Raw genomic sequence first — 12084 nt, forward strand, 5'->3', positions numbered from 1 at the left:
GAGTATATTGTATTAATAAAAAAAGAGGCACGAAGCCTCTTTCTTTTACTTTCTTAACTTTAATTCTTTAACGATAGCTCGGTATCTCTCAATGTCTTTCTTCTTTAAATAGTTCAAAAGACTTCTTCTCTTACCTACAAGCTTTACCAGCGAACGCTCCGTGTTAAAATCTTTGCGGTTCTTTTTAAGATGCTCCGTTAAGTGGTTAATTCTGTGCGTGAACAATGCGATCTGTCCTTCAGCAGAACCGGTGTCCTTCTCTGAACTACCGTGTTTTTTGAAAATTTCTTCTTTAACTTCTTTTGTTAAATACATGCCAATATTATTTAAATGATTTTTATGTACCTGATAGTTTTTCTATCAAGGCGCAAATATAGACATATTTTTACAATCGGGCAGCATTACATCTTTTTTTCTTACCGAATTAAACCTTTTATTCTCAGGTCAGTCTTAAGCTATATAACATAAAACCATAAGATTATGAAAAACTATCTCAAAAAGCTGGCAGCGTTAAGCATTATTGGTTTAGGAGTGCTTAGCTGTGACAGTGAACAGGCCGATGTGATCGAAGTACAGGAAAGCAGCATCTCGGTAGAGGAAATTCAATTAAGTGATGAGGCCGACCTCATCTCTGAAGAAGTTACCAATATCGTTGAAGATGTATATGCTTCGGATGAAATTTCGGCTTTATCACGAGGTCCTTACAATTCGGATTACCTTCCGGACTGTGTGACCATTACTACTGTGGTTACCGATACTACAGTAGAAAAAACGATCGAGTTTGAAGACGGATGTGAACTTCCGAACGGGAATGTTGTAAGCGGAACCATTAAACTGAGCTATGCCAGGGACATGGAACTTATGACAAAGACCCTGAATTTCTCATTGGAAAATTTTGTTTTTAACGATGTAAGCATTGAAGGATCTTCATCTATCATTCGTACCCGCTCCAACGGAAACGGAAATCCTCAGTCTGAGGCTACTGCCAATTTTGAAGCCGAATGGCCTGACGGAACTTCTGCAAGCTTCTCCGGAACCCGCACCAGGGAATGGATAGAAGGCTACGGAACAGGTTTCTGGGGAGACAATGTTTTCCTGATCACAGGAAACAGGACCTTTACCAACAGGGAAGGTACTACTTACAGTAAGGAAATACTGGTTCCTCTAAGACGTGAACTTGCATGCAGGTTTATCGTTAGTGGGGTACTGGAAATTTCGAGAGGGGATGTTACGGCAACTCTGGATTTTGGTGACGGTACTTGCGACAGCAAAGGTATCCTGACCAATGCGGACGGAGAATCCCAGGAGATCAATCTCAGAAGATTCAGATAATAAGTAGGGTAATTATTATAAAGAAATCCCGAGTCGGTTTAATTAAAAACCGCTCGGGATTTTGATCAATGTTACCCCTAAGATTCTGAAATCAATTTAGGATCAGAGCTACCCCCGTATACTCATCTTCTAAATTTTCTATGCGTTGAAATCCCAGGAATTAACATCTTAAGTTTCGATTAATAGCCGATTTTCCCGTAATGAGGTTATTGTTGACACGCATAGAATTCTTTTTAATTTTTATCGGGATCTGAGAACAACTTTATCCCGTCTTTGCTAATATTTAGAGTTTTAACATCGATTTCGATCTCTCCTTCAATATCTTCTCTGACTATTTCAGGTCGGGAAATATCCGGATTATACCAGCCCGATCCTTTTGCTCTTATCTTCATCGTTCCGTCTACTCCTATCTTTTCTACTACTGCCTCTCCCTTAAAAAAGGTAAATACTCCCCTAACACCTTCCTTTACGAACTGAGTAGAGAGTGTTGCATACCCATCTTCGGAATAATTTAACGGAAAGGATCCTGAGATCTCTTCCATACGGGCCTCCTCTCCGTGCAGGGTAAAGGAAACATTCATATCGGGCGTCACTCCCCTGATCACTCCCATTACTTCAGGGTTCTCAGTAAACCAGTCCAGGTAAACTGCTCCGTTGGGGTTAAAGTAATCTATCAGGAACCTGTCTGTACTGCAACTAAGTCCTTCCATTTTAAACTCCACAGTTCCCAACCGGGCACAGTTATTTGAGCTTTCCTCGTCTTCTACTATTTCCCGGTACGTTATAATATCTTCTGCTCTGCTTTCTCTCAATAATTGTTTACAACTCCAAAGAGAAAAAACAGCAAATAAGATGATCGTATATTTCAGATAATTTATCATTTCAGCATCTTATTTTATGATATTCTAAAGCATTCCGGAAAAGTTGTTTGTGAAGATCGGAGGGCTGTAACAATATAATTAAGAGCGTATGATTGTATGCATTCCAAATTTAACCATGAACTCCGTCTGTTCGGGCCCGGAATGTATCATTGGTCAAAAAAACTGTACAAATTGCATTTGAATAACAGCTGTTTTCCCCGTTGCAGGTTATAATCAAGTCCGGTTATTCCATACATTCTTTTATACCTTTTACACCTTATTTTGAACCTTTAGCTATAAAAAAGTTATCTTTAACATTCTATAAATGTCCTTATTATGATCCGTGCCATTATCATAGATGATGAGGAAAAAGCCATAAAAAGCCTGGCCTGGGAACTGGAAAGTTTCTGCAAGGATGTGGAAGTGGTAAAATACTTTACAGACCCCGGTGAAGCTATTGGTTTTCTGGAAAACCAGGATATAGACTGTGTATTCCTGGATATAGAAATGCCTAAAATGGACGGACTTCAATTCCTGAACCGCTTCCCGGAAAGGAATTTTTTAGTGGTTATTACCACTGCTTACGATCATTATGCCATCAACGCACTAAAGCAGCACGTTTTCGATTATCTCCTGAAACCTATCGATTCTGACGATCTGATAAAGACCATTGATAAAGTGTCCAAACACTTGCTGAAGAACAATCTGAAGGACAGTCTGGAGGAAAGGCTCAAAAGCATGCTCAATCAACAGGTAATCGAGAAAAAAATAAGTTTTAATGTAGACGGAAAGATCATCTTTTTACAAACGGGAGAGATCATTTATTGTAAAAGCGATGGTAATTACTGCGATATTTTCCTTGAGAACGGCAAAAAGATCACCATCACTCAAAAACTCAAATACGTGGAAGAAATTCTCCCCGATTCTACTTTTTTAAGGGTACATAATTCCTATGTGGTAAACCTCAACAAGGTAAGAGCCTATGATAAGGGAGAAGGTTATATTACCCTGACCAATCAGAAAAATATTCCCGTTTCAAGACAGCGCAAAGCCACATTCCTTAATAAGCTATAACACGATGAGGATCAAAGAAAATATTATTTGTCTTATTTTTTCCCTTTTTTGTTTCTGCGGATTTTCTCAGCAACCGGAAATAAAACAAATACTCACCGAAAAAGCCGATAGCCTGCTTAAGATCAGGCCGGTTAATTACAACGATATTAATCAGACTTTCAGAAGGTATCAGAGAGATTCTTCAAACCTGCGTTTCCTGGCAGACTATTTTGCAGAAAACAAATATGCGGCCGGAGAGAGTTACGCTTTAAACCATCTGGGAGTACACAACAGGAATGTTTCTCAATACCAAAAGGCTATTGAGTTGCATAAAAAGGCCATTGAAAAGGCACAAGAAGGCAAGAGTGTTGAGCTCGAGATCCTCAATTACAATATGCTGGGAGTGGTATACCGAAGATTGGATGCCCTCAGAACGGCATTGGACAATCATTACGAAGCACTGAGCCTGGCAGAAAATATCCCCAACCCAAGTATGTCGGTCAAAAGAAGTCTTGCAGTCTCGTCCAATAGTATCGGAAATATTTATTTAAGCCTGAAGCAATACGAGCTGGCCATAGAGCAATTCTCAAAATCGCTTGAAATAGAAACATCCATAGACAATAAACTCGGGTTGGCCATTAACTATCACAATACAGGTGCAGCCAAAGAGTATCTCGGAAGAATGGATGAAGCTCTGGAAGATTATCAGAAATCTCTGTTGTACAACCTGCAGATCAACTCAAAACTGGGAGAAGTGATCTGTAAGAACAGCATCGGGCAGATCTATATCAAGCAAAAGAATTTTGTGGAGGCCGAAAAACTTATCCAGTCTTCTCTCAGTATTGCCAAAACCCTGAAAGATGCTTTTCATCTGGCCGGGGTGTATATTAACCTGGGATGGGTACAGACAGAACTAAAGCAATACGAAGAAGCCGAAAAGAACCTGATGGAAGGCCTTGCCATTAGTGAGGAACACGATTTTACCAGCAGCATTTCGGAAGCTTACCGACTGTTGTCGGCACTGCATGAGGTAAGAGGAAGGTTTCCTCAGGCGCTCGAATATCACAAAAAATACCAGGCGTTTAATGAGGAAATAGCCAATGAAAAAAATTCCCAGTATGTAAACGACCTCATTATAAAATACGATGCCGAAAAGAAAAATACTCAGATAAAACTTCTGGCTCAGGAGAACGAGATCGTAAAACTTAAATACAGGAGAAATCAGAGTGTCTGGATCGTTAGCCTTATCGTTACATCGCTTATGGCTATCCTGCTCTATATCCTTTACAGGCAACGCATGCTGAAAAAGGAGAAAAGGATACTTACCCTGCAGCAAAAAATGCTCAGCAGTCAGATGAATCCGCATTTTATCTTTAATTCTCTCAACTCCATCAAACTTTATATCATAAATAATGAAAAGGAGAATGCGGTTTATTATCTGAATAAATTCTCAAAACTGATAAGGCTTATACTTTCTAATTCCAATAAACAGGAGGCCTCCCTGGCGGAAGAGCTGGAATTTCTAAAGCTCTATGTCGATATAGAGAACATTCGGTTTGACAACCAACTGAATTTTGAAATATCTGTAGAAGCCGATACCGATATCAACCTCATCAAGATCCCGCCCCTGGTATTGCAACCCTTTATTGAGAATGCCATTTGGCATGGCCTCTCATCTAAAGAAGGTGAAAAAAATATTCACTTATTCATCAAGTCGGATGAAAAGGATTATATAACTATTTCCGTAGTAGATAATGGAATAGGGAGAGAAAAGGCACAGCAGATCAAAGCTTCTAAAATTGTCAAGGACGAGTCTGTGGGGGTTATGCTTTCCATCAGCAGGTTACAACATTTCTCGAATAACCTCAATCACAAAGCAGCCTTGCTATTCAATGATCTTTTCGACAAGCAAAAAGGCCCCTCAGGTACAGAAGTTATTATAAAACTCCCCTTAACGTAATGCGCTAGGCGATATGCAAAGTGCATAAAAAAATCCCGGGTGTATTGACGGCATTCAGCAACCCGGGATTTTGAATTCTATTTTTTTATCCTAAGCCCTTAACCGCTGATTCAGGATAAGGTCCAGATAATGGTTTACCTTGTCCTTCAGGTCTCTTCTGTGAGTGATAAAATCCAGGAACCCGTGCTCCAACAGGAATTCGGAAGTTTGAAAATCCTCAGGAAGGTCTTTTCCGGTAGTATCTTTTACTACCCTCGGACCTGCAAAACCGATAAGTGCTCCCGGTTCTCCGATATTAATATCTCCCAGCATGGCGTATGATGCCGTTGTTCCTCCGGTAGTCGGATCGGTACAAAGAGAGATATAAGGAATATTGGCTTCTGCCAGTTGCGCAAGTTTAGCCGATGTTTTAGCAAGCTGCATTAACGACAGTGCTGCTTCCATCATTCTGGCACCTCCCGATTTGGAGATCATTAAAAAAGGGATCTTTTTTTCTATAGAATGATCTATAGCTCTGGCGATCTTTTCTCCTACCACACTTCCCATAGATCCTCCGATAAAAGAAAAATCCATACATGCCACAACCAGGTTCTTTCCTTTGGATTTACCTACGGCAGTACGGACAGCATCTTTTAATCCGGTTTTGGCCTTAGCATCTTTCAGCCTGTCCACATACTTCTTGGTGTCTTCAAAACGCAAGGGGTCCTTAGAGGTAAGGTTAGGATGCAATTCCTTAAACTTATTGTCATCAAACAGGATCTCGAAATATTCCTTACTTCCGATCCTTACGTGATAATCGTCCTCCGGACTTACATAAAAGTTTTTAGCCAGTTCCTCCGACTCAACAATCTTACCCGTTGGTGATTTATACCACAATCCTTTCGGGGTATCTTTCTTTTCTTCTGTGGAAGTCTGAATTCCTTTTTCTTTTCTTTTAAACCAAGCCATTATTTTGATTTCAGGTTATTACAAATAAACAGATTTTCATCTGTTTGTCAATACATTCTTTATGATTTTGAATTTGACTAGAGCGTATTTACGTTGTTAAGATCTTCGAAGGCTTTCTTAAGGCGCTCTATAAAAGTAGCTTCACCCAGTCTTAGCCATTTTCTCGGATCGTAGTATTTTTTATTAGGTTGATCTTCTCCTTCAGGATTTCCAATCTGAGACATCAGGTAATCTTTACTACCCAGCATATAATCTCTTATCCCTTCCATAAAGGCATACTGAAGATCGGTATCTATATTCATTTTGATCACCCCATAGCCTATTGCTTCGCGAATTTCTTCGAGAGTAGATCCCGATCCGCCGTGAAAGACAAAATCTATATGATTAGGTCCCACTCCGTATTTTTCAGAGATATATTCTTGGGAATTCTTAAGGATCTTAGGAGTTAATTTCACATTTCCGGGTTTGTAAACCCCGTGAACATTTCCAAAAGCAGCAGCAACGGTAAACTGATCACTTACCTTGCTCAATTCTTCATAAGCATAGGCTACTTCTTCCGGTTGTGTGTAAAGTTTGGAATCGTCTACATCGGTATTATCAACTCCGTCTTCTTCTCCTCCGGTAATACCCAATTCGATTTCCAGGGTCATCCCCATCTTGCTCATTCTCTCCAGATACTTTTTACATATCTCGATATTCTCTTCTATAGGTTCTTCGGAGAGATCTATCATATGAGAACTATACAGAGGCTTTCCTGTTTCCTTAAAGTGTTCCTCACTGGCATCCAGTAATCCGTCTATCCAGGGAAGTAGTTTTTTAGCACAGTGATCTGTATGAAGAATAACAGTAGCTCCGTATTCCTTTGCAAGCTGATGAATGTGTTTTGCACCTGCAACAGCACCTGCAACAGCAGCACGCTGATCTTCGTTAGACAGTCCTTTACCTGCATTAAACTGGGCTCCCCCATTTGAAAACTGTATGATTACCGGAGAATTTAAGGTGGCGGCCGTTTCTAAAACTCCGTTAATACTACTGGATCCAACTACGTTTACAGCTGGTAATGCAAAACCTTTGCTTTTAGCATATGCAAAGATCTCCTGTACTTCTCTTCCGGTGGCTACACCGGGTTTAATGTTATGATTCATATTTTCTAAGTTAGTTAGAGGCTACAAAAGTAATAAATTTATAAAGCTTAAAAAGGATAATTTATACCGATATTATATACGGCATTTCTAAAATTAAATTCTCTGAACCATCTTCTTCCCGCAGGATTCGCCGGATTATGGGTTTTAAAGCCCACATCGAACCTCAGTACAAAGAAATTAAAATCGTATCTGAGACCGAAACCGGTACCCAGTGCCAGTTCTCCCAGCGATCGGAAGTCATCAAAAGTAGCCTGCTCGTTCTCCACATCATCCAGGGCATTCCAGATATTCCCCGCATCGGCAAATAAAGCTCCTTTAAAACTTCCGAAAACATTAAAGCGGTATTCGAGATTAAAGGCAATTTTTAAGTTCGCCTCATTAAAATCGTTAATATTATCGGTTGTTCCGGGTCCCAGGGTGTAGACTTCCCAGGCCCTGTTATCATTAGATCCTCCTCCAAAGTAACTCTGAGAGAAAGGAATGTTGTCTGCATTTCCGAAAGGAACGGCAAAGCCGAAGAAACTCCTGAATGCCAGCACGTCATTTCCCAGATCCCAGTATTTTATATAATCGATCTCCGTCTTAACATATTGAGAGTATCGCACCCCGAAAACCAGGTTATTGCCTTCATCATCTTTATTAAAATCGATAATCCTGGCAATTCCCGATAACAGATTTCCTGCCGATTCGAGTTTTATCCTGAACTGAGAAAAACTATTATCATCAAAGCCTTGCCTGTTGTTCCGGGTATGAGTGAAACTTGAGGCAAAGATCAGGTTGTCTGCGGTAAGACGTCGCTGAAGCTCATCGATACTTCTTACTTCCCTGAAATCATCTGAGTCCTGAGGTACTCCCGGAACCTGATTACTGAGAACATCACTTATAAACTGATCTGCTTCCGTAGGAATGACAAGATCATCGCCCGCAGGATAGCCAACCTCTCTCGCGATCCGGTTCAGGCGGTTAAAAGTATTGTCGTATACATTAAAGAAGTTGTCAATGTTTACATTTCGTATAAATTCGAGATTTACCAGTTCCAGGGTATTTCTCTTAAAGGCGTTAGGGCGCCAGTTATAGCTAAGGATATTATTAAAACTCTGCCTGTCCAGACCTATATTGTTCTGAAAACTGGTTCCTATGGAGATCCTGGTTTCCGGTAACATATATTTCGGGATGAGTTTATCGGTATTTAACGGAAAGAATATCCTTGGAAAATTCAATCTTATATCCCCACCCACTTCCGAAATATTAAAAAGCTGGTTCTCCGTTTCTCCCGTAAGGTCTGAAGAGGAACCTAAGGACCCTCTGACTGCAAACTCCAAAGTTTCCGCTCCCTTAAAGACATTTCTGGTAATAAGGGAGGTACTGAAAGATATTCCGAAATCCTGGATATTCGAATGCGAAACATCGGTATCGAATCCGAGAGAGAATTTAGGCCGGGGGGATAAATAAATATTGGCACTCAACTGATTGTCCGTGCTATCAACATAAGTATAATTGATGTTGGGATATTTAAAAGTACGAAGGTTACTTATCTGCTGGGTGGTCAGCGACCTGTCTGATTCCTTATAGACGTCTCCCGGATTGATGGCCACCACATCGGTAAGGGCCTTGGGTTTATACTTCAGCTCATCCTTATAATAGATCCGGTAATTATCGTAATCTACATAATTAAGGGTATCCCGTCCTTCACTAAAGATATTCACCTTTTTAACGGTATGCACCTTATATTCTATTTCCTTTAAGCTATCCCCGTCCCGTTCGTAAAAATTATCGATCTCCAGCTCTACCGGCATTAAAAAATCTTTGTTTGCCGCAACCGTATCTCTTTCAATATTAAAATTGATGGAGGTATTGGGTTGAAACCTGTAGATCCCGGAATTAGCAAAAATATTGGCCAGTCGTGTACGCTCGGCCTCAAAATTAACTCTCCTGAACCGATTCCCCTGTTTTATAAAGGAACCATCTTTATGAAGCTGATAAATAGAGTCCAGTTCTTTGGAGGCAATATTAGAGCTAATGGTATCGAGGTAATACGCATTTCCTTTTTCAACAAAATAATTTACCTGCGCTCTTTTGGCTTTTTTTCCGACCGTATCTATACTGTAATGCGCCTTGTTATTAAAATAGCCTTCAAAATTAAAATACTGCTGTAAACGCTGCGTAGATTTAAGGGTCCTTCCCCTGTCTATAATTACCGGGGCTTCCCCTGTTCTTTTCAACCAGTTACTAAAACCTTTTTTATACCGGCCCAGTTCATTCACCTGCTTTTCCGAATAACGTCTGTTTAAACGCGCTCTTCGCTTAGGATTACGGTCCAGCCAAGCATTATAAGTACTATCGGGGTTTTCTTCCGCCAGGTTATAGATATGCAATCGCAACGGAATACTTAAAACAGAAGTATTGGGCTGTTGAAGTAAGAGATTTGAGATCACCTCATCGTTCTCCTTCTTATCGTCTATGGTAATTGTATTTTTCGTCAATAATAACTCACCATCTTTAACTCTTTTTACCGCATTACATGATGATAAAAGAAGGATTATTAAGAATACAGTTATTTTTGCAGAAAAATTTCTCAAGTCGTCTTACGGATTTCGAGTCAAAAATACATTATTTGTATGGTTAGCAAAAACCAAATCAAGCTTATAACGAGCTTACAGCAAAAAAAGTACCGAAATAAACACGGATTGTTTGTAGCGGAGGGGCCTAAGGTGGTAAATGAGTTCCTGAATTCAGGACTGAAACTCCACAGCGCCTTTGTTACTGAGGCTTCGGTCTTCGAAGATCAAAATATTGACTATCAGTTAATTTCGGAAAATGAGCTGAAAAAAATTAGTTTTTTAAGTACTCCCAACAAAGTTCTGGCTCTTTTCAGCATCCCGCAGGCAAAGGAAATACAGACCGACGATCTTATTCTGGCCCTGGACGATATCAGGGATCCGGGAAATCTGGGAACCATTATCCGCTTATGCGATTGGTTTGGTTTGAAGGAACTGGTATGCAGTACCGCCACCGTAGATTGTTTTAATCCGAAAACCGTGCAGGCAAGTATGGGATCATTAGCAAGGATAAATATCAGCTATACCGATCTTGAGAATTTTGTTCGGACCACTCCCCTTCCCACTTTTGCTGCCAATATGAACGGTACGAATGTATACAAGGCAAAACTCCCTAAATCGGGTATCCTAGTCATGGGGAATGAAGCAAACGGAATATCTCCTGCCCTGGAAGAACTGGTAAAGCATCAGATCACCATCCCGAGATTCGGAGATATACAGAAAACAGAAAGCCTTAACGTAGCTACCGCTACTGCTATCCTTTTAAGTGAATTCAGAAAATTGCTCTGATCTTATTCGAAAGTAAAATTGATAAAAACCCCGCGGCTGAAAATACTATTGAGGTTTCCTGTCCATGGGCTGTTCGGATCGGCATCGGGTACCAATTCATCACTAAATGCAAAGACACCTCTTATAGAAGGTGAGAACTTAAAGTAGAAAAGATAGAAATCTATTCCGAAACCTATTTCATAGTAGTAGGTAGAGCGCTTGGTCCTGAAAGTCCCGTTACTGTTATCGTCCGGACTGTCCTCATTACTCCCCAGGTTAATGGAAGTTGATACCCCTCCCACTATATAGGGTTTAAAATTCCCCAGGCGTTTGGTACTTATTTTAAGTAAAAGCGGAAAATGAATATAGGTAGATCTTACTTCTCTTAAAAAGTCGCGTTCCTCGGAGAATCCGGGAAATCCAAGATTCCTTTGTGTATAATACAGACCGGGTTCCAGGCGAAGATCGAAATGATCGCTCAATCTGAGGTTTCCTATCAGCCCCACATTAAAACCTATACTTTTAGCCACCTGAATATCGCCGGTATTCTCATTGGCATCAAACTTAAAATCGTATTGATTGAAACCAAGGAAGTACCCCCAGTGAACTCTTTGTTTATCGAAGTTCTCCAGGTTAATAATAGGGTTCTCATTAAATTGCGCATGATTCTTCTGAACCAATAAAAGGCTAATGAGGGCTAAAAGAAACAGTTTCTTCATACAATTATTTTGATGCTACATAAATGGAGGCCACCCCAAAAGTCTGAGGCTTATCTTCCACATTTATAAACCCGATTTTGCGCAAAATATTGTTGAAGTTTTCACCATATGGAAAAATGGATGCTGATTCCGATAAATATTTGTAGGCGGAACGGTCTTTGGAGAAGATCTTTCCGATGGTTGGTAATATCCAGTTACAATATGCCTTATACCCCTGTTTAAAGGGAGTTTTTGTCGGTACCGAAGTTTCCAGCACCACAAATAACCCACCCGGTTTAAGTACTCTGTATATCTCGCCCAGCCCTTTCTCAAGGTTTTCAAAATTCCGTACTCCGAAGGCAACGGTTATGGCATCAAAAGATTCGTCATCAAACGGAAGTTGCTCACTGTCGCCAATGATCATTTTTACAGTATCACTAAGGCCCGCAGAAGCTACTTTTTGCTTTCCTACTTCCAGCATTCCTGGAGAGATATCCAGACCGGTAATATTTCCTGCCTCCGTATTATTGGCAATATTAATGGCAAGATCTCCCGTTCCGGTAGCAATGTCAAGAACCGAATCGGCTCCGGCCTCCTTAATAAGCTGTACTACTTTTTTTCTCCATTTTACATCTATCCCAAAAGAAATAACCCGGTTTAAACCGTCATAATTCTCCGATATGGTATCAAACATACGGGTAACCTGTTCTTTCTTCCCCAATTCCGAATCCTTATATGGAGTAACCTTTTTTGACATCTAAA

The 12084-nt window shown here is 40.3% G+C and carries 11 protein-coding genes; 4 read left to right on the forward strand and 7 right to left on the reverse strand.

Translation table 11 applies throughout. From position 1 onward, the window contains the following. Positions 1 to 45: 45 nt before the first annotated feature. Positions 46 to 315 (reverse strand): 30S ribosomal protein S15, encoded by a 270-nt coding sequence (gene rpsO, locus GWK08_RS03015; RefSeq protein WP_163605424.1) that lies wholly within the window; start codon positions 313 to 315, stop codon positions 46 to 48. Positions 316 to 480: 165 nt separating this feature from the next. On the opposite strand from rpsO, the gene GWK08_RS03020 reads away from it, so the two are divergent. Then, positions 481 to 1332: a hypothetical protein gene (locus GWK08_RS03020; RefSeq protein WP_163605425.1), complete on the forward strand. Its 852-nt coding sequence runs from the start codon at positions 481 to 483 to the stop codon at positions 1330 to 1332. A 233-nt stretch (positions 1333 to 1565) separates the two neighbouring features. On the opposite strand, the gene GWK08_RS03025 is transcribed toward GWK08_RS03020, so the two are convergent. Beyond that, the gene (locus GWK08_RS03025; protein ID WP_163605426.1) at positions 1566 to 2213 is read right to left on the reverse strand and encodes a hypothetical protein; all 648 of its coding nucleotides are present in this window, start codon (positions 2211 to 2213) and stop codon (positions 1566 to 1568) included. 315 nt (positions 2214 to 2528) lie between these two features. Here GWK08_RS03025 and GWK08_RS03030 point away from each other — a divergent pair, with 315 nt between their 5' ends. Further along, positions 2529 to 3266, forward strand: coding sequence for a LytR/AlgR family response regulator transcription factor (locus tag GWK08_RS03030; protein ID WP_163605427.1), 738 nt, complete (start codon positions 2529 to 2531; stop codon positions 3264 to 3266). Between the two features lie 4 nt (positions 3267 to 3270). Beyond that, positions 3271 to 5205, forward strand: a complete 1935-nt coding sequence (locus GWK08_RS03035; protein WP_163605428.1) for a tetratricopeptide repeat-containing sensor histidine kinase — start codon at positions 3271 to 3273, stop codon at positions 5203 to 5205. Positions 5206 to 5295: 90 nt separating this feature from the next. On the opposite strand, the gene accD is transcribed toward GWK08_RS03035, so the two are convergent. The 3 genes from accD to tamL form a co-directional block, all read right to left on the reverse strand. After that, the gene (accD, locus tag GWK08_RS03040) at positions 5296 to 6153 is read right to left on the reverse strand and encodes an acetyl-CoA carboxylase, carboxyltransferase subunit beta (protein ID WP_163605429.1); all 858 of its coding nucleotides are present in this window, start codon (positions 6151 to 6153) and stop codon (positions 5296 to 5298) included. 77 nt (positions 6154 to 6230) lie between these two features. After that, positions 6231 to 7298: a class II fructose-bisphosphate aldolase gene (gene fbaA, locus GWK08_RS03045; RefSeq protein WP_163605430.1), complete on the reverse strand. Its 1068-nt coding sequence runs from the start codon at positions 7296 to 7298 to the stop codon at positions 6231 to 6233. Positions 7299 to 7345: 47 nt separating this feature from the next. Further along, on the reverse strand, positions 7346 to 9877 hold the full coding sequence (gene tamL / locus GWK08_RS03050) for a translocation and assembly module lipoprotein TamL (RefSeq protein WP_163605431.1): 2532 nt from the start codon (positions 9875 to 9877) through the stop codon (positions 7346 to 7348). 39 nt (positions 9878 to 9916) lie between these two features. Here tamL and GWK08_RS03055 point away from each other — a divergent pair, with 39 nt between their 5' ends. Next, positions 9917 to 10645, forward strand: coding sequence for a TrmH family RNA methyltransferase (locus GWK08_RS03055; protein WP_163605432.1), 729 nt, complete (start codon positions 9917 to 9919; stop codon positions 10643 to 10645). Between the two features lie 2 nt (positions 10646 to 10647). Here GWK08_RS03055 and porT read toward each other — a convergent pair whose 3' ends face one another. Then, positions 10648 to 11343 (reverse strand): type IX secretion/gliding motility protein PorT/SprT, encoded by a 696-nt coding sequence (porT, locus tag GWK08_RS03060; protein WP_163605433.1) that lies wholly within the window; start codon positions 11341 to 11343, stop codon positions 10648 to 10650. A 4-nt stretch (positions 11344 to 11347) separates the two neighbouring features. After that, complete coding sequence (ubiE, locus tag GWK08_RS03065) at positions 11348 to 12079, reverse strand: bifunctional demethylmenaquinone methyltransferase/2-methoxy-6-polyprenyl-1,4-benzoquinol methylase UbiE (RefSeq protein ID WP_163605434.1); 732 nt, start codon at positions 12077 to 12079, stop codon at positions 11348 to 11350. Positions 12080 to 12084: the final 5 nt, after the last annotated feature.

The sequence above is a fragment of the Leptobacterium flavescens genome (genome assembly GCF_010671605.1).
GTDB classification, from domain to species: Bacteria; Bacteroidota; Bacteroidia; order Flavobacteriales; family Flavobacteriaceae; genus Leptobacterium; species Leptobacterium flavescens.